Here is a 17836-nt window from a genome sequence, read left to right as displayed (position 1 = left end):
AGCCGCGATGACCCTGCTGACCCTGACGCGCACACCCGAGGTGCCCCGCTACCGGGCAACGGCCCAGGTGTTCGCCGATCCCAAGTCGCGCGACCTGCTCGCCCACCTGGAAAAGATCGCCCCGAGCGACGCCAGCGTGCTGGTGATCGGCGAAACCGGCACCGGCAAGGAACTGATCGCCCGGCATATCCATGCGCTCAGTCACCGCCATGCCGGCCCCTTCGTCGCCGTCAATTGCGGCGCCTTCGCCGAGAGCCTGGTCGAGGCGGAGTTGTTCGGTCACGAAAAGGGCGCCTTCACCGGCGCCCTGGCCGCGCGCGCCGGCTGGTTCGAGGAGGCCAACGGCGGCACCCTGTTTCTCGATGAGATCGGCGACCTGCCGCTGTCGGTGCAGGTGAAGCTGCTGCGCGTCCTGCAGGAGCGCGAGGTGGTGCGGCTGGGCTCTCGCCGCAGTGTGCCGCTGAACGTGCGGATCATCGCCGCCACCAATGTCCCGCTGGAGCGGGCGGTGGCCGAAGGCACCTTTCGCGAAGACCTCTGGTACCGCCTCAATGTGGTCAGTCTGCCGCTGTTGCCGCTGCGCCAGCGCCAGGGCGATATCCTGCCGCTGGCCCGGCACTTCCTCCATGCCTATGCCCAGGCGGCGGTGTCCCTGAGTCCCGCGGCCGAACGGCGCCTGCTGGAGCACCCCTGGCTGGGCAATATCCGCGAACTGGAAAACACCCTGCAGCACGCCCTGCTGCTCAAGCCCCAGGGCCTGCTGGATGCCGGTGACCTGTCGTTCGTCCAGCGTCCCAGCCTGGTCCCGGCGGCGCCGCGCCCGACCGAGGCGGCGCCGGTGGACAGCCTGCTGACCGACGCCTTCGCCCAGTTGTTCGAAGAGCAACCGGAGGCCCTGCACGAGCGCGTCGAAGATGCCCTGGTCCGCGCCGCCTACCGCTTCTGCCATCGCAACCAGGTCCACACCGCCCGCCTGCTGGGGCTGAGCCGCAACGTCACCCGTGCCCACCTGATCCGTATCGGCGAACTGGTGGTCAATCACCGTCGGCCGCTCGCGCCCCGGCCGGAACGCGAGGTCCGCTTCTCCATCTGAAGGGTGGCCATACCCGGCGGGGTACCGACAGGCCATGGAGCGCCTTACACTGGGGTTTTGCTCCGCGAGGCCTCCGCATGACCGCCCGTACCCTGCTGCACCGCCATCCCGCCCTGCGTGACGACATCGGCGACCTCCAGACCCGGCGACCGCTACCCGGCCCCGGCCTGCCCCATCTGGACCCCTTCCTGTTCCTCAATCACCACGGTCCCCAGGTCTATCCGCCGCACAATGCCGGTCTGCCCTTTGGTCCTCATCCCCATCGCGGCTTCGAGACGGTGACCTTCATCCTCTCCGGTTCGCTCGCCCACCGCGACAGCGGCGGCCATGAGAGCGTCATCGAAGCCGGGGGCATCCAGTGGATGACCGCGGGCAGCGGCCTGGTGCATGCCGAGCTGTCCCCCGCCGCCTTCAAGCGCGATGGTGGCGACCTGGAAATCCTGCAGCTGTGGGTCAATCTTCCGGCCCGGCTCAAGTTCACCCCTCCGGCCTACCACGGCGTTTCCGCCGCGGACCTGCCCCTGATCGAAGCCGACGACGGCCGGGTGCGCCTGCACCTGGCATCGGGCAGCCATGAGGGTATCCAGGGCGCCGTGGCCAGCCCGACACCCATCACCCTGATGACCGTCGAGATCGCCCCGGGTGGCCGCGTCACCCTGCCCGCCCCGGCCGGAAACTCGGTGTTCTGCTATGGCGTGCGCGGCACCGTGCAGATCGCCGGCCAGGACGAAGCGCCATGGCAGCTGTTCGAATTCGCCGATGACGGCGACCACATCGACGTCTCCAGCCGCGACGGCGCCGTGGTGCTCTATGGCCATGCGGCGCCCTTCGCCGAGCCCATCGTCGCCCACGGCCCTTTCGTGATGAACAGCGCCGAGGAGATCCGTCAGGCGATCCGCGACTACCAGGCCGGCCTGTTCGGTGACGTACCGGAGTAAGTCGCCCCGCCAGGACGCCGCGCCCAGGCTAGAATCCGGCTTTTGCCTGGAGCATGGCGATGAGTGACGAATTGCGGATAGAGGATCTGGTGGTGGGCGACGGCAAGGCGGTGGTCAAGGGCGCCCTGATCACCACCCACTATGAGGGCTGGCTGGACGACGGCACCCTGTTCGATTCCTCCCGCGCCAAGGGACGGCCCTTCCAGTGCGTCATCGGTACTGGCCGGGTGATCAAGGGCTGGGATCAGGGCCTGATGGGCATGCGGGTCGGCGGCAAGCGGCGCCTGGAGGTACCGGCGGCGCTCGCCTATGGCGAACGCCAGGTCGGAGCGCTGATCAAGCCACATGCCAACCTGAGGTTCGAAATCGATTTGCTGGAAGTCCTGACACGCGACGATTGAGGTCTGGCCGACTTCAGCTCGGCGTCTTGGTATTGCGGCGCACCAACTCGAGCTGGGCTTCGAGCACGCTCAGCCGGGCGAACTGGCGGGTGTAGATGACGAATTGCTCCTGAAAGCTCTGACGGCTCCGGGCAAGGTCCTGTCGATGACTGCGGATCTGCTCTTCAAGCGTCTGCAGCCGCTGCTGGGTGGTTTGCGTCATGGCACCTACTCCTTGTGCTTGGGGTGTCAAATGGACTCTAACCGTGCCCCGACAAGTCGAGCTATAGCCGTTCGTCGTCCCTTAGACCACCGCTGCAGAGCCGTTTCGTCTCGCGAATGCATCAGTGCAAGGCGTGAAAAGCGCATCTTTCCTCACCGAACGATCAAGAAAAAAGGCGACGAACCCGAGGAGGTTCGTCGCCTTCAGGACACACGCGGTAAAAGCTAACGCGGGCCTACCGCCGTGCAGCTGTTGCTGGCATCGACATATTTCTTCAGCGTCGGCCACTGCGGACGCTCCACGCCATTGACCGGCTCCACCGCCAGCGCGGAAGCACCCCAGCCGGGACCTGCCGCCCAGTAGGTCAGCGGCATGCAGTTCTGCTGCAGATAGGCCAGCATATTGTCGGTGGCGGTCAGCCAGCGGCTGTCGCCTGCGGGTACGCCGAACTCGGCGATCATGCCCCGCTTGCCATTGCGCTTGAGCCATTCGACGAAGGGCTTGACCCGATTGACCCCGACCTGCGGATCGATGGTGCTCGGATTCTGGGTGGCATAGGTGCCACTGCCGTCCTCGTCGAGGTAGACGTTGGCCGCGTAGACGATGTTGTTGGCCGGATCCTTCAGATTGAGCAAGGCATTGCTCACCCCGGGCCAGTTGGCCGCGCTACCCCAGGCATTGCCCTGGACGATCACCGGGTGGGTGCGGTCCATGGTGCGGACGCCGTCGATGCCGGACTGGGCCGTCACCGGCCAGCTGCTGTCGGCGCCATTGGGCTTGCCCATGATGTCATAGCCATAGAGCGCGGCATGGTTGCCCCACTGGTAGGCCAGGCGGTACATCAGATCCCAGTAGTTGAAGTTGGTGACGGTACCGGTGCCGATCAGGGTGCCCTTGTAGCGGCCGCCGTTGTCCAGCGCCAGGATCACCTTCATGTTGTACTTCTTGGCCAGCTCCAGCACCTGGGTGACCTGCTGGGTGTAGGCCCCTTCCAGGCTACCGAAGAAGCGGGTCTGCAGGCGCTCCCAGATCACCGGGAAGCGGATCAGCCGCACGCCCTTGGCGCTCCACTGCTGGAAATTCGCCTCGCCCGGCATGATGTAGTTGACGTTGAGAACCCCGGGCAGCGTCTGGGGTGCAAAGGCGGCACCCGAGAAATTCAGCCCCACCAGGTTGAGCTTGGCGCTGTTGGCGGGCGTGCCGGTCGATCCCGTGGGTGTGGTCGTCGAACCGGTGGCGGGCGTGGTGGCACCCGAGGAGCCCGTGCTGCCGCTGCCGGTCGCAGGCTTCACCTCGGCCACTGGCGTCGTCACGGCCGGCGTCGCACTGCCCGAGTTGCTGCCCGAACTGGCGCTGCCGGTGCTGCCGGTACTGCCCGTAGAGCCCGTCGTGGTCCCCGGCACCGTCGTCGGCGTGCCGGAGGTGGTGGTCCCGGTCTTCAGGGTCTTGGGATAGCCGTAGGCATTGCCATCGAGCTGCGGGCTCTCGATGAAGACACTCATGTTGCTGCCGACGACCTGGGCATAGGTCACCTTGTAGCTCTTGCCATCGGCCGGCGTGATCTGCGCGCCCACCTTGAAGGCGCCCACGTTGGCCGCCGACGCCGGAATGGAGAAGCCGGCCGCCTTGCGATAGACGCCGTGCAGCCAGTCCTCGTTGGTGAAATCGTTGATCGAGGTGGTCACCCCGGTCGTGGTCGAACCGCCGGTGTTGCCGGTGCCCGTGGAGGCGCCGGTGCCCGAGCTGCCACCGTTGTTCGAGCCGGTATTGCCGCTGGTGGAGCCACCGCTGCTGCCGGTGGAGCCGCTGGAGCCGCCCGAGGCACCGGTGCCGCTGGCTGGCGTGCTGCCGGACCCACTGGCCAGCGGGCCGATGGCGGTGCAGCTGCTGTCATCGATGTACTTATTCAGGGTCGGCCACTGCGGCCGGTCGACGCCATTGATCGGCTCTACCGACAGGAAATAGTTGCCCCAACCCGGGCCGGCGGCCCAGTAGGTGGCGGGAATGCAGTTCTGCTTGAGATAGGCCAGCATGCGGTCCATCAGCGGCAGCCAGCGGGGATCGTTATCCGGCACGCCGAATTCGCCGATCATGCCCTTCTTCTTGTTCTTCTTCAGCCACTCGACGAAGGGACGGACCCGCTCCACGCCATAGTCCTGGCTCAGCTTGCCGACATCGATGCCGGTGTAATTGCCGCCGGCGCTTTCATCGAAATAGGAATGCGCCTGGAAGATCAGGTTGTCGGACGGATCCTTGAGCGCCAGCAGGGAGTCGTTCCACAGCGGCCAGCGGGTCGCTTCCGACCAGCCGTTGCCTTCGATCATGATCGGCTTGGTCTTGTCGACCGCGCGGACCCCGTTGATGCCGTACTGGGCGGCGATCGGCCACTGGGCCATGGAATCGTGGGGCTCGTTCATGATGTCGTAGGCGTACAGCGACGGCTGACTGCTCCAGCGCTGGGCGATCCGGGTCATGATCTCCTGGTAGCGGTCATAGGGAACCGCCGCGCTGCCGATCACCGATCCGCGATAGAAGGTGTAGTTGTGCAGGTCGAGGATGATGCGCATGCCGTATTTCTGCGCATTGGCGAAGGTCTGGTCCACCAGCGCCGCATAGGTCGGGTCCAGCGGACCGCCCAGCACCGGTTGCAGGCGCTCCCAGATGATCGGGAAGCGGATCAGCTTGATGCCCTTGCCGCTCCACTGCTTGAAGTAGGCCTCGACAGGAAAGATGTAGTGGGTGCCGTTGACGCCCGGCAGTACCTGGCCAGCGAAACCGGCGCCGGACAGGTTCAGGCCGACCAGATTGACCTGCTCGGCCTTGGCACCGGTAGCCAGGGTCAGGGCGGCAACGAAGGGCAGCACCTGGGCTGCTCTGCGGGAGAACTTCAGGAAGGATGGATTCATCATCACCAACTGCGCTAAATCGACAGCCCGCTCCCTGAACACTGGCCGATATGAAGTGAGAGAAGAGTCGCGCCATGTTGCCAAGCGCGACGTTGCCTCCAGGCATGTCCAGCTATACAAGCCACATGCCAACTTCATAGTGCTTTACTATGGCCACTATTTAGACATCATTGAGAAGTTTCCAAAGCCATTGATTTTAAAGGCTTTTCTATAACTACCGTTCATCGACTCCGACGGGTGAATCCATTCACCACCAATCATCCGCGCGTCGATGCAAGTCCGCCGTCAAATTTATTTCCGGAACAATCCGACAACCGACCAAAAGTTCCCGAAGGTGCCAAAAAAAGTAAGTCGCAAATTAACGTGAAACAGATCACATAAATATGGCTGAGGAACTGCTCATATCTCGTTCGGGTCATGGCTATAACCGCTTCCGGAGCACTTCATGACCTCCCTTACCCTTGCGACCTATAACGTCAACGGCATTCGTGCCCGGTTGCCCATCCTCCTGCAGTGGCTGGAGCGGGAGCAGCCCGACATCGTCTGCCTGCAGGAACTGAAAGCGAAGTCTGCCGACTTCCCGCAGGCGGAGCTGGAAGCTGCGGGCTACGGTGCGCTCTGGGACGGCCAGCCCTCCTGGAACGGGGTCGCCATCCTGGCGCGGGATGACCAGCCACTGGAGGTTCGCCGGGGCCTGCCGGGAATGACGGACGATCCCCAGCGCCGCTATCTGGAAGCCGCGGTCAAGGGCGTGGTCGTCGCCAGCCTCTATCTACCCAATGGCAATCCCTGGCCGGGCCCCAAGTTCGATTACAAGCTGGCCTGGTTCGAGCGTTTCATCGAGCATGCCCAGGGACTGATGGCGAGTGGGCATCCCATGGTGCTGGCAGGCGACTACAACGTGGTGCCGACTGACCATGACATCTACGACCCGAAATCCTGGCGCAAGGACGCCTTGCTGCAACCCGAGAGTCGCGCCTGCTTCGAACGGCTGCTGGACCAGGGCTGGCTGGACGCCTTGCGCGCCTGCCATCCGGATGAGGCGATCTACACCTACTGGGACTATTTCCGCCAACGCTGGCAGCGCAACGCCGGTCTGCGTATCGATCATCTGTTGCTGAGTCGGGCGCTGCAGAAGTCCCTGCAGGAAGCCGGGGTGCATCGCTGGGTACGCGACCTGGAGAAGACCAGCGACCATGCGCCGACCTGGATCCGCTTCAAGGCGCCTGACTGAAGGCGTTCAAGCGTCGCGCAGCAGGTCGTTGGCGTTGAGCAGGGCGAAGAGCACTTCCGGACGCTGATTGAGACCGCGGCGCACCGCGGCCGGTATCGTCTGATGGAGCTTGCGACACAGTCCCGGGCGTGGCTGCAGCTCGATGAGCATGCCACGCGCGCTGCGTACCTCTCCCGGTCCCGGCTCGATCTCCAGCTGGATGCCGAGTTGCTCCTGCAGGCGCCGTTGCAGGCGCTGCAGATCGGTCACGCTTGTGACGTTTTCCAGGCGCTCCAGCAGTCGCTGTTCTTCCTGGCGATTGAGCAGCAGCGCCCGCGCATCGGCGGCCGGATCGGCCAGCACGGCGTCGCGCTCGCAGGTACAGACGCCAGGCGGACAGGGCGCACGCAAGGAAGCCATGTGACGTCTTTTCCTCTCGTTCCGGAGCGGCAGGATAGCGCCGATCGCCTCACTCTGACGACGGCGGTGCCGAGTGGGCGACACGACAGAACGTCCAGACAGTGAGTCTCCCGGCCGTTCAAGAGACCCCGTGGCCGACACAGGGATTCCCCGCATGCCGAGTACCCAGGGATCACGCTCCGCCCAAAAAACCAATCGATATTAAAAAATAGCTAAAGCTTATTTTTAGATATATTAAATGGCCGCTAGGATGAGGCTTTGACTGCCCGCGATATCGCCATGCCGACGCTCTCCTCCGACCTCCTGATCGTGCCCGCGGAGCAACAAAGCTCCCTGACCATCCGCGCCAAGGCCCTGGCCTTCGCCGACCCGCGTTCGCGGCAACTGCTCGAGCACCTGGATGCCCTGGCGCCGCGCCCCTCCCCCGTGGTGCTGACGGGCGAATGGGGCACCGGGCGCGAATTGCTGGCGCGACGGCTCCACGAGCGCAGCGGCCGCACCGGACTGTTCAGCAGCCTCGACTGCGCCTCGCTCAGTCGTCGGCATGCTGCGGCCGAACTCTTTGGCTATGTCCCACGCGCCTATGCCGGCACCTCGGGCAGTCGGGTGGGCTGGTTCGGTACCGCCCACGGGGGCAGCCTCTATCTCGACGAGATCGCCGACCTCTCCCGCCCGCTGCAGGAGGAGCTGGTCGAGGTCCTGTCCGACGGAAGCATCCTGCGGCTCGGCAGCAGTCAGCGCACCTCGGTGGACGTCCGCCTGATCGCCGGCTCCAGTATCGATCTGGCGCTGGCCGTCGCAGCCGGCCACTTCGACGAACGCCTCTGGCAACGCCTCGCGCCGGGGCAGGTGGCGGTACCGCCCCTGCGCGAGCGACCGGCCGATCTGCTCCCCCTCGCCCGGCATTTCCTCAGACTGCATGCCGAACGTCTCGACCGGACACCCCCGGAATTGACGGCTGAGGACGAAGCCGCGCTGATCGCCTATCCCTGGCCGGGAAACATTCGCGAACTTGAACAGGTTCTCCATACCGCGCTGCTAACTGCCTCGACGTCCGGACTCCAGCTTGGCAAGCTGCTGCCACTGTCCCTGGTACCCCGCTGAACTCTGCCGACAGACGGCAGTCCTAGCCGCGTACCCTTGCTCGAGTCCCAGCATGACCACCCTGTCCATCCTGTCGATGCCCACTCCGCCATAGTCTGCGGCGGCCATCTTTCCCCAGGAAAGATGATCGGAATCCTCGTTTTGTCGCCTCGCGCGGCAGGCGTTGATTCGTGTGGGAAAAGCCCAGGGCTTTTCAGGAATCGATCGACAGGACGTACGTCTTCCGCTGAAGACGTTCAGGCATGCTTTCATGAATATTGTGATCACTGGCCGTTCCGGCCAAGTTTCGCGCGCCTTGCAGCGCGAGTTCGGTAGCACCCATCAACTGACCGTGCTGGGTCAGGCGGATCTCGATCTGGCCCAAACCGGGCAACTGCGCGCAGCCTTCGACCGGCTGGAACCCGACCTCATCCTCAACGCCGCCGCCTATACCGCCGTGGATCAGGCTGAGGCGGAAATCGAACGCGCCGAGGCGATCAACGCCCGGGCACCGCAGATCCTGGCCGAGTTGGCGCGTGAGCGGGATATCCCCTTCGTGCACTATTCATCCGACTACGTCTTCGATGGCCGGGGGCATCAGCCCTACACCGAGGCTTGCGCGCCGGCGCCGCTGAGCGTCTACGGTCGCTCCAAGCTGGCGGGCGAACAGGCGGTACTGGCGGCCGGTGGCCGCGCCCTGGTGCTGCGTACCTCCTGGGTCTACTCCCATGATGGCCAGTGCTTCTTCAACACCATGCGCCAGCTGCTGGCCGAGCGCGACGAACTCCACGTAGTGGAGGATCAGCTCGGCGCCCCCACCTGGGCGCCCACGATCGCCACGGCCACCCGCCAGCTGGTCGAACGTCTGCTGGAGCACGGGGATGTCGGCGGTCTCTATCACCTGACCAATGCGGGCCAGACCTCCTGGTACGGCTTCGCCGCCGCCATCGCCGCGCGCCTGGAGCGACGCGGCGAACTACGCGCCCGCCTCTATCCCACCACGACCGCACATTACCCCACGCCGGCGACGCGACCGCTCTATTCCTGCCTCGACTGCAGCAAGGTCGAAGCGGTCCTGCCGAACGCCCTGCCGGACTGGCAGGCCGACTTCGACCGCTGCTGGGCGCGGTTCGAACGCGATAGAACGCTGAATTGAGCGGGCCGGACCCCGGCGGCGCCTGCCCGCCGGGTCGCCTCGGCTTCAGCCGCAGGCGATGGCGTCCCCCCTCAATGCCTTTCCCGTTCCCCACCCTGGTAGGTGGGCTCAGCCACGTCCTCGTTGGGCGCTGGATGGGCCGGCAGATTCGGTAGCGCCTTGGCCCTTTCCAAGTCGATGCCGGCGCCCTGGGCCACCCGGGTGCCATAGTCCGGATCGCAGTGCCAAAAGTGCCAGACCATGCGCAACTGGATGTCTTCGGGACAGGCCTGCAGGTCGGCGACCAGGTTGGCGATGAGATCGTCCCTTTCCCAGTCTTCAAAGCTGCGATAGCGCGCACCGGTCTGCTGGTAGTCGGCAGCCGTCTTGCGGGATTGATAGCGCCCCAGATGGCCTTCGATCCATTGACGATACTCGTGCTGCGGCCGCGGCGCCTCGCTCAGGCCACCCTGGGAACTGGGCTCGTAATTGACGTGGGGATTGCTCCCGCTGCGATCCACCTGCAGCGCCATCTGGCCATCGCGCTGATTGGTGGCGTAGGGGCATTTGGGCGCGTTGATCGGCAATTGCAGATAGTTGGCGCCGACCCGATAGCGCTGGGTATCGGAATAGGACAGGGTCCGCCCCTGCAACATCTTGTCGTCGGAAAAGTCGATGCCCTCCACCAGCACCCCCGTGCCGAAGGCGGCCTGCTCGGTTTCGGCAAAGACGTTCGAGGGATTGCGATCCAGCACCAGCCGGCCCACCGGCAGCAGGGGAAACTGGTCTTCCGGCCAGCGCTTGGTGTCGTCCAGGGGATCGAAGGGCAATTCGTCGTGCGCCTCGTCCGCCATGATCTGCACGCACATCTCCCACTCGGGATAGTCACCCCGCTCGATGGCGTCGTAGAGATCCCGACTGGCATGGCCCACGTCGTACTTCTGGATCTCGGCCGCCTGCTCGCTGGTGAGATTCCGGATGCCCTGCTTGGGCTCGAAGGAGAACTTGCACAGCACCGCCACGCCCTGGTCGTTGACCAGCTTGTAGGTGTTCACACTGGAACCCTGCATGTGCCGATAGTCCGCCGGGATGCCCCAGGGGCTCTTCACCCAGGTCACCATGTGCAGCGCTTCCGGGTGATGCTGGACGAAATCGTAGAAGCGCCAGGGCTCCTGGCGATTGGTGATGGGGTCGGGCTTGAAGGCATGGATCATGTCGGGAAACTTGATGGCGTCGCGAATGAAGAACACCTTCAGGTTGTTGCCCACCAGATCCCAGTTGCCGTCCTCGGTATAGAACTTGATCGCGAAGCCCCGCGGATCGCGCGCGGTCTCGGGCGACTCCTTGGCCCCGATGACGGTGGAGAACCTCAGGAAGACCGGCGTCTTCACCCCGGTTTTGGTCAGCACCTTGGCACAGGTGTAGCGGCTGGCGGGTTCGTCGCCGATGGTGCCATAGGCCTCGAACCAGCCATGGGCGGCGGTGCCCCGGGCATGCACCACTCGCTCGGGCACCCGCTCCCGATCGAAATGGGTGATCTTCTCGATGAACTGGTAGTTTTCCAGCGTGGCGGGGCCCCGCTCGCCCACGCTGCGCAGGCTTTGGTTGTCCCGTACCGGATGACCCTGGCGGGTCGTGAGAGTGATCTTGTCGTCGCTCATGGTGGTCTCCAGGCTAGTCACGTCGAACACTGCAGTGACCGGGCCTGTCCGCGGCAGTTGTCTGCCGTCAGACGAGCTGTCCGGAGACGAAACGGCGCCCGGGCCGCTTGCGCTGACCACCCGGAGCTCTAGCCGCTACCTCTCGTCCGTTCGGCGGAAAAAATCGCTGATCGCGCTATCGATCCCATCCAGACTGTTCATCAGCAGTCGATAAGACTCACGGCGATACTCTCCAACAAGAACAGCAGCCGGAGCTTCCCATGCCAGAAGAATACGAAAGCGATCCGCACCCCTGCTCGAAACCGGCGGGGCACTCCGACTTCAACGAAATGGCTGCCGCCGTCGCCGCCGCCATCTCCGTCTGGGCCCTGACCACCCTAGTTGCCTTGCTCGCGGGTTATCACGGCAGTGGTCCGACCAATGTCATCAACCTGCTGGTGGTCCTCGCGGGCGCTTTGGGATTCGTTGGACGGCGCTGGCAACTGGGGCGTCGGTATCGCTCCGTACATCGCGCCAGATAACCGGCGGAGCCCAACAATCTGCCTACTGATTCTCACCAGAGGCGGAACTGTTTATCATCGGCGCCCTGAAATCATGGCAGGGATGCTCATGTCTTATCTGGTCTTGACCCGTCGCACCGACGAAATCATCAATCTTTCCCTGAAGCCGGGGGCCGATGAAGAACAGGTGCTGGATCTGCTATTCAATGGCGGCATCAACATCCGCATCCTCAAGGTGCAGGGCGACCGCGTGCAGGTAGGCATCTAGGCGCCGACCGACATCAGCGTGATGCGGCAGGAATTGCTGCCCTTCTGAGTCGCCGCTGACCGACCGTCGCTACCGCAACCAGGGCGAGTTGCGGTTGCGCACGTACTCGAAGCGCCCCTCCAGACCCCGCCATTCAACGCCCTGCCAGAGTTCCGGCGCCAGCGTGCCTTCGGCCTGCAGATCCGCTCGATAGTGGGCGAAGAACGGCTGGCCGTCGCGCAGGACGATGACGTTGTGGCGCTCTTCGATCTGGGCGATGAGATCCAGGACGGCTTCGGCCGAGCGGCCGCCGCTCAGGCAATAGCAGCTGCCATATTGATGCAGCATGCTTTCGAAGCGGTAACGATAGAGAGTGCAGCGATCGGTCTCGAGGTGAACGCTCTGCCCCTTGGCATCCTGCAGGGCATGGTGGACGCAGTGGTCGCAGTCCTCGAATTCCTGACGCGACTCCACCCATTCACCGAGAAACTGCTTCTTCCACCGCCATACCAGCAGCCCACGATCTTCAGGCCGGGAATACACGCTGACCTTGTAGAACATCGCTCGACTCCTCTTATTGTTATGCGCCGAAGCCACCGTCCTATGGCTGCCGCTTGTTGCTCGGCCATCGGAGGTCGCACGCTCTGAGGCGTGCCTTTCCAGCATCGCTCCATTTGCCTGAGGCGTCCAGCCATTCCCGGGCGCTGGACCCTACCGCTCGACGGTACGCAGCTACCGCAAACGGCCCTGGATGCGTCCATGAAGCGCCGCGGCTTCGTCCAACTTCCATACAAGATGATGTCGGGTCTGCCGGCCGCTTTATCGCCTCAAGATCACGCAAGACCGCCATTCCAGAGCCGGATACAACGTGAGTACAAGTTCTGGTACCGCCCATCAGGCAAGGCGATATTGGCTGCTCAAGACGATTCCGGCGAACTAGTATTCGGCCAACCGTGATCGCCAGGAGTGGTCGAAATCGCAGCCCTGACAAGGACTTGGACGGTCCCGGTGCCCAGGCAACCGCGCCTGGTCGCGTTCGGATCCCTGACTGGCTGAACGCCTTTTCGCGAATCGCCAGCAGCAGGGCCTGCAGCCGCCCTGGCCATCCAGGCGGCGCCTCGGTGAACCCCTTATCCACTCAAGGACCTTTTATGACTGGCCTGGATAGCGACTGCAAAGAGGCGCTCCGTTATGCCATCAGAAACTGTCCCGCGCGCACGACGGACCAGCTGGCGGCCATCGACTATGCCGAACGGGCCATCCGCCAGGGCCTGAACGCCCTCTCCCCCCTGGAGCAGAAGACGCTGGCCCTGGAGCTGGGTTTCTGGCTGACCCATTACCAGCGGATCCAGGAATTCTCCGCTCCTGGCTCAGCCGATGCAGAGACCGCGCAGACGCCTGCAGCCTCCCCTACCCGCAAGATCGACTAGCCAATCCGCAGGCAATAAAAAACCCCGAGGTGCCTGGCACGCTCGGGGTTTTCCGTATTTGGCGGAGAGATAGGGATTTGAACCCTAGGAGCCATTGCTGACTCAACGGATTTCGAATCCGTCCCGTTCGACCACTCCGGCATCTCTCCAACGCGGCGCATGATACCAGTCATGCGTGCAAAAGCGAACAAGCAATTGCAAAAAAAAGCTCTGGTATCAGCGGCTTGCGTTTAGAGCGGGACGCCCAGGCGCTGGGCGACCTCTTCGTAGGCCTCGATCACGCCGCCCAGACCCTGGCGGAAGCGATCCTTGTCCATCTTCTTGCGGGTTTCCTTATCCCACAGGCGGCTGCCGTCCGGGCTGAATTCGTCGCCCAGCACGACCTTGCCGTGGAACAGCCCGAATTCCAGCTTGAAGTCGACCAGTAGCAGACCGGCGTCGTCGAACAGCTGCTTGAGGATGTCATTGATGCGGAAGGTCAGCGCCTTCATCTCGGCCAGCTGGTCGAGAGTGGCCCAGCCAAAGGCCTGGACATGGCTTTCGTTGACCATGGGGTCGTGCAGCGCATCGTTCTTCAGGAAGAGTTCGAAGGTCGGCGGCGTCAGCTCCAGGCCCTCCTCCACGCCCAGGCGGCGCACCAGGCTGCCGGCGGCGAAGTTGCGCACCACGCATTCCACCGGAATCATCTCGAGCTTCTTGACCAGGCATTCGTTGTCGCCCAGCAGCTGCTCGAACTGGGTGGGGATGCCGGCGGCTTCGAGCTTCTGCATGACGAAGGCATTGAACTTGTTGTTCACCATGCCCTTGCGCTCGAGTTGCTCGATGCGCTCGCCATCGAAGGCAGAGGTGTCGTTGCGGAACAACAGGACCAGGCGATCGGGATCGTCGGTGGTGAATACCGACTTGGCCTTGCCACGGTAGAGTTCTGCGCGTTTTTCCATCTTGGACTCCGGTTCGAAGGGCTTGCAGGCTGTGGACGAACGCAGGTGAGACGACCGGTTCGGGACGAGTACAGCCGGGAAGCGCAGTTTACATAGGATCGTGGATCTTTTGGCCGTGCAGCAGTGCCCGACCGCGAAAGAAAGCCGGTCAGCGCCTCAGGCGATGGCCTGCCACTCCAGCCCCTGCTGCTGATCGGCGATCTGCAGCCAGTCCGCATCGCAGCCCAGCACATTGCTGAAGCAGGCGCGGGCGAGCCAGGGGTTGTTGTTCTTCTCGCTCAGGTGGGCGAGCACCAGATGCTGCAGGCCCGGACAGGCCAGCTCCATCACCAGCTCGGCCGATTGCCGGTTGTTGAGATGACCGCGCACCCCGCCGACCCGTGCCTTGAGGTGATAGGGATAGGGGCCCGCGGCGAGCATGTTGCTGTCGTGGTTGGCTTCGATCACCAGGGCGTCCAGGCCACGGTAATGCGCCAGCACCCCAGGGGTGGCCTCGCCGAGATCGGTGAGCACGCCCAGGCGCTTGCGGCCATCGTCGAAGACGAACTGGGTCGGCTCCAGGGCGTCATGGGACACCTGCACCACGGTAACTTCCAGCGCGTCCAGCACCAGCCGTTCGCCGTCCACCAGCAGGCCCTGGACGGCCACCGGCTTGCGCAGGCCGCGCCCGGTACCGGCGCTGTAATAGACCGGCACCCCGTGCTTGCGCGCCAGGAGCTCGACGCCCTGCACGTGATCGGAGTGTTCGTGGGTGACCAGGACGGCATCCAGCTGGGCAGGTACTACACCCAGCCGGGCCAGACGACGTTCGGCTTCCCGCAGGGAGAAGCCGCAGTCGATCAGCACATAGCTGTTATGGCTGTGCACCAGGGTCGAGTTGCCCCGACTGCCGCTGCCCAGGATTGCGAAGCGCATACTGCATGCTCGTCTGAAGCTTTTTCAGCACGCCTTCGGCGATGTCCTGGGGTGCTGCGGTGTTGATGGTCTTGTCCAGGGTGACCTGGACGGTGTTGCCTACCGAGGTGAGGCGCACCTGGAAGCGCCGTGCGCGGGCGTCCTCCTCTTCCTTGGTCTCGCCCTTGCCAAACATGCGGCCGAAGAAGCCCGGCTTGCGCTCTTCGGGCTTCTGCGCGCCTTCGGCGATGTTCACGTAGTAGACGCCCAGGCTGCGATCCATGTCGTCGACGCGGATGTCGGCGCCTTCGATGGCGCGACCCACGCTGGACCAGGCGCGATTCAGATCGCTTTCCAGCACCAGCATGGGCACGCCGCTGCCGTCGACCTCGTAGGTCACGCGCTCGGGGGTGTCGTAGCCACCGGCGGCCAGCAGCGAGACCGAGCCACTGCCCTGCTCGCTGCGGTCCAGGCCGGCCAGCACCTGATTCAGCAGGGCGTCATCGAGTGCCGAGCTGTTCTGGCTGCTGGACCAGGACGGCTCGCTGGAGCTGCCCTGGCTGCGGGTCTGGGTCTGGATGAAGATTTCGCTGCTGCCCGATTGCACGCCCGGCTCGATGCGCAGGCGGGTGCGCAGCTCGTTGCCCGGCTGCAGGCGGCCGTTGGTGCTCAGACTGCGGGCCAGCGGGGTCGACAGCTCGGTGGGCGCCTGCCAGGCGGTGATGATCTCACCGGTCTGCGGACGCTCTTCGGCAATGCGGAAGCCGTTGTCGGTCAGGTACTGACGGGCCACCGGCCAGACGCTGGCGGGGACCTTCTGGGCGGCCAGCCAGCGGGCGTTGCCGCTGCGCTGCACGCTGAACTGTTCGTTGCCACTGCCCTGGACGGCCAGCGCCTGGGGTTTCGGCACTTCGAAGCCATAGGAGCGATTCTGGGTATCGGCCACGTTGGCCGGAATCGGCAGCAGCGGATCCATCGGCTTGGCCTGGACATCGGTCGGCACCTGCATGGGGCCGGTTTCGCGGGCTTCGAGATAGTCATTGCCGCGATCGCGGAAATAACCATGCTCGCCCCACACCCAGCTGCAGCCACTGGCGGAGGCCACGGCCAGACCCAGCGTCGTCAAACCCAGAACACGTTTCATCGACTGCTTCCTAATCACGCCAGCACTCCCGCCTGACGCAGGGCCTGACGTACCACTTCGTGGCAGCGCGAGCTCAGCCAGGTCAGCGGCAGGCGGATACCGGCGTCGATCATGCCCATTTCATGCAGGGCCCACTTCACCGGGATCGGATTCGATTCGATGAACAGATTCTTGTGCAGCGGCATCAGCTGTTCGTTGAGCGCGCGTGCGGTGTCGGCATCGCCCCGCATGGCGGCGGCGCAGAGTTCGCTCATGGCGCGCGGCGCGACGTTGGCGGTCACCGAGATGTTGCCCTTGCCGCCCAGCAGCATGAGTTCGGCGGCGGTGGCGTCATCGCCCGAGTAGACCAGGAAGTCCTTGCCCACACGGGAGAGGATGTCGCGGGCGCGCGCCAGGTCGCCGGTGGCTTCCTTGATGCCGATGATGTTCGGCACCTTGGCCAGGCGCTCGACGGTCTCGGCCAGCATGTCGCAGGCGGTACGGCCCGGCACGTTGTAGAGGATCTGCGGAATGGCGACGGTTTCGGCGATCATGCGGAAGTGCTGGTACAGCCCTTCCTGGGTCGGCTTGTTGTAGTAGGGCACGACCAGCAGACAGGCGTCGGCGCCCGCGTCCTTGGCGGCGCGGGTCAGGTCGATGGCCTCACGGGTGGAATTGCCACCGGTGCCGGCGATGACCGGGATGCGGCCCTTGACCTGCTCGACCACATGACGGATCACGGCAACGTGCTCGTCGACGTCGACCGTGGCGGATTCACCCGAGGTGCCCACCGCGACGATGGCGTCGGTGCCTTCGGCGAGATGGAAGTCCACCAGCTTGGTCAGGTTGTCCCAGTCGATACGCCCCTGGGCGTCCATAGGGGTGACCAGCGCCACCATGCTCCCCGCAATCATGCAACCGCTCCTGCCGGAAAAAGAGAGCGGTAATGGTACTGACGCCTCTGCGCCAGCACAAGCAACGCGCCCCCAACGGGCATTCCCCCCGCGAGCGCTTTTCGCTACCCTTTCGCCTTTGCCAGTCTGTAATTCCCCCCCTGCCAGGAAGCCTAATGTCCGCCACCCCCCCGATTCGCGAACAATTTCTCGTCATCAGCGCGCTGGGCGCCAACCCCATGGAGCTGACCAACGTGCTCTACCGCAGCTGCATGGACAACCGCTGCGCAGTGGTCAGCAGCCGGCTGAGCCGGCACGGGGAATACAGCGCGCTGATCCTGCAGGTCTCCGGCAACTGGGACGGCCTGGCGCGCCTCGAAGGCGGCCTCGCCGGCCTCGGCAAGCGTCACGGCTTCACCGTCGGCGTCACCCGCAGCGCCGCCCTGGAGAATCGCCCCCAGGCCCTGCCGTACGTCGTCTATGTCAGTGCCGCCTATCGCCCGGACATCCTCAACGAGCTCTGCCAGTTCTTCGCCGACCACAAGATCGAAGTGGAGAACCTGGTCTGCGATTCCTACCAGGCGCCCCAGACCGGCGGCACCATGCTCAACGCCACCATCACCGTGACCCTGCCCGCCGGCACCCAGATCAGCTGGCTGCGCGACCAGTTCCTGGATTTCGCCGACGCCCTCAATCTCGATGCCCTGATCGAGCCCTGGCGGCCGCAGAGCAACTGACGGAACCCCCAAGGAGCTG

19 protein-coding genes and 1 tRNA gene are annotated in these 17836 nt (G+C 64.4%); 10 read left to right on the top strand and 10 right to left on the bottom strand.

The window, feature by feature from the left end; genetic code table 11:
* Positions 1 to 7: 7 nt before the first annotated feature.
* The 3 genes from QKY98_RS20965 to QKY98_RS20955 all read left to right on the top strand — a co-directional run bounded on the left by QKY98_RS20965 (position 8) and on the right by QKY98_RS20955 (position 2432).
* Positions 8 to 1093, top strand: coding sequence for a sigma-54 interaction domain-containing protein (locus QKY98_RS20965; RefSeq protein WP_284671527.1), 1086 nt, complete (start codon positions 8 to 10; stop codon positions 1091 to 1093).
* A gap of 77 nt (positions 1094 to 1170) precedes the next feature.
* Entirely contained in the window at positions 1171 to 2031 is an 861-nt protein-coding gene (locus tag QKY98_RS20960; RefSeq protein ID WP_284671526.1) for a pirin family protein, read from the top strand.
* A gap of 59 nt (positions 2032 to 2090) precedes the next feature.
* Entirely contained in the window at positions 2091 to 2432 is a 342-nt protein-coding gene (locus QKY98_RS20955) for an FKBP-type peptidyl-prolyl cis-trans isomerase (RefSeq protein WP_284671525.1), read from the top strand.
* 13 nt (positions 2433 to 2445) lie between these two features.
* On the opposite strand, the gene QKY98_RS20950 is transcribed toward QKY98_RS20955, so the two are convergent.
* Both QKY98_RS20950 and QKY98_RS20945 read right to left on the bottom strand, forming a co-directional pair.
* Complete coding sequence (locus QKY98_RS20950; protein WP_027597626.1) at positions 2446 to 2634, bottom strand: hypothetical protein; 189 nt, start codon at positions 2632 to 2634, stop codon at positions 2446 to 2448.
* A gap of 224 nt (positions 2635 to 2858) precedes the next feature.
* Positions 2859 to 5543 carry a glycoside hydrolase family 5 protein gene (locus QKY98_RS20945; protein WP_284671524.1) on the bottom strand — a complete coding sequence of 895 codons (2685 nt, stop codon included), beginning with the start codon at positions 5541 to 5543 and terminating at the stop codon, positions 2859 to 2861.
* Between the two features lie 442 nt (positions 5544 to 5985).
* Between QKY98_RS20945 and xth the strand changes: the two genes are divergently transcribed.
* Positions 5986 to 6774 (top strand): exodeoxyribonuclease III, encoded by a 789-nt coding sequence (xth, locus tag QKY98_RS20940; RefSeq protein ID WP_284671523.1) that lies wholly within the window; start codon positions 5986 to 5988, stop codon positions 6772 to 6774.
* Between the two features lie 6 nt (positions 6775 to 6780).
* On the opposite strand, the gene QKY98_RS20935 is transcribed toward xth, so the two are convergent.
* Entirely contained in the window at positions 6781 to 7173 is a 393-nt protein-coding gene (locus QKY98_RS20935) for a hypothetical protein (RefSeq protein ID WP_027597624.1), read from the bottom strand.
* A 258-nt stretch (positions 7174 to 7431) separates the two neighbouring features.
* On the opposite strand from QKY98_RS20935, the gene QKY98_RS20930 reads away from it, so the two are divergent.
* Both QKY98_RS20930 and rfbD read left to right on the top strand, forming a co-directional pair.
* Entirely contained in the window at positions 7432 to 8277 is an 846-nt protein-coding gene (locus QKY98_RS20930) for a sigma-54-dependent transcriptional regulator (RefSeq protein ID WP_027597623.1), read from the top strand.
* Positions 8278 to 8527: 250 nt separating this feature from the next.
* Positions 8528 to 9412: a dTDP-4-dehydrorhamnose reductase gene (gene rfbD, locus QKY98_RS20925; RefSeq protein WP_027597622.1), complete on the top strand. Its 885-nt coding sequence runs from the start codon at positions 8528 to 8530 to the stop codon at positions 9410 to 9412.
* Between the two features lie 71 nt (positions 9413 to 9483).
* Here the strand turns inward: rfbD and QKY98_RS20920 are convergent, their stop codons facing one another.
* Positions 9484 to 11052 (bottom strand): catalase, encoded by a 1569-nt coding sequence (locus tag QKY98_RS20920; RefSeq protein ID WP_284671522.1) that lies wholly within the window; start codon positions 11050 to 11052, stop codon positions 9484 to 9486.
* A gap of 260 nt (positions 11053 to 11312) precedes the next feature.
* On the opposite strand from QKY98_RS20920, the gene QKY98_RS20915 reads away from it, so the two are divergent.
* Together QKY98_RS20915 and QKY98_RS20910 are read left to right on the top strand one after the other, a co-directional pair.
* Positions 11313 to 11573 carry a hypothetical protein gene (locus tag QKY98_RS20915; protein ID WP_042138434.1) on the top strand — a complete coding sequence of 87 codons (261 nt, stop codon included), beginning with the start codon at positions 11313 to 11315 and terminating at the stop codon, positions 11571 to 11573.
* Positions 11574 to 11661: 88 nt separating this feature from the next.
* A complete protein-coding gene (locus QKY98_RS20910; protein ID WP_284671521.1) occupies positions 11662 to 11820 on the top strand; it encodes a carbon storage regulator in 159 nt (52 codons plus the stop codon).
* Between the two features lie 69 nt (positions 11821 to 11889).
* Here QKY98_RS20910 and QKY98_RS20905 read toward each other — a convergent pair whose 3' ends face one another.
* Positions 11890 to 12360 (bottom strand): hypothetical protein, encoded by a 471-nt coding sequence (locus QKY98_RS20905; protein ID WP_007162776.1) that lies wholly within the window; start codon positions 12358 to 12360, stop codon positions 11890 to 11892.
* A 590-nt stretch (positions 12361 to 12950) separates the two neighbouring features.
* On the opposite strand from QKY98_RS20905, the gene QKY98_RS20900 reads away from it, so the two are divergent.
* Complete coding sequence (locus QKY98_RS20900) at positions 12951 to 13229, top strand: hypothetical protein (protein ID WP_284671520.1); 279 nt, start codon at positions 12951 to 12953, stop codon at positions 13227 to 13229.
* A 59-nt stretch (positions 13230 to 13288) separates the two neighbouring features.
* Here the strand turns inward: QKY98_RS20900 and QKY98_RS20895 are convergent.
* From QKY98_RS20895 to dapA, 5 genes are all read right to left on the bottom strand, one after another.
* A tRNA-Ser gene (locus QKY98_RS20895) sits at positions 13289 to 13378 on the bottom strand.
* A gap of 81 nt (positions 13379 to 13459) precedes the next feature.
* Positions 13460 to 14170: a phosphoribosylaminoimidazolesuccinocarboxamide synthase gene (gene purC / locus QKY98_RS20890; protein WP_007162774.1), complete on the bottom strand. Its 711-nt coding sequence runs from the start codon at positions 14168 to 14170 to the stop codon at positions 13460 to 13462.
* A gap of 156 nt (positions 14171 to 14326) precedes the next feature.
* Complete coding sequence (locus QKY98_RS20885) at positions 14327 to 15085, bottom strand: MBL fold metallo-hydrolase (RefSeq protein ID WP_284671519.1); 759 nt, start codon at positions 15083 to 15085, stop codon at positions 14327 to 14329.
* Entirely contained in the window at positions 15024 to 16208 is a 1185-nt protein-coding gene (gene bamC / locus QKY98_RS20880; RefSeq protein WP_284671518.1) for an NlpB/DapX family lipoprotein, read from the bottom strand. The genes QKY98_RS20885 and bamC overlap by 62 nt, the downstream gene beginning before the upstream one ends.
* Before the next feature lie 14 nt (positions 16209 to 16222).
* The gene (dapA, locus tag QKY98_RS20875) at positions 16223 to 17101 is read right to left on the bottom strand and encodes a 4-hydroxy-tetrahydrodipicolinate synthase (RefSeq protein WP_007162771.1); all 879 of its coding nucleotides are present in this window, start codon (positions 17099 to 17101) and stop codon (positions 16223 to 16225) included.
* A gap of 155 nt (positions 17102 to 17256) precedes the next feature.
* On the opposite strand from dapA, the gene QKY98_RS20870 reads away from it, so the two are divergent.
* The gene (locus QKY98_RS20870; RefSeq protein WP_007162770.1) at positions 17257 to 17817 is read left to right on the top strand and encodes a glycine cleavage system transcriptional repressor; all 561 of its coding nucleotides are present in this window, start codon (positions 17257 to 17259) and stop codon (positions 17815 to 17817) included.
* Positions 17818 to 17836 lie beyond the last annotated feature (19 nt).

The organism is Pseudomonas sp. HR1 (assembly GCF_030175875.1).
GTDB lineage: Bacteria > Pseudomonadota > Gammaproteobacteria > Pseudomonadales > Pseudomonadaceae > Chryseomonas > Chryseomonas oryzihabitans.
The sequence above is the reverse complement of the archived record's forward strand: the minus strand, read 5'-3'. Positions and strand labels throughout refer to the sequence as shown.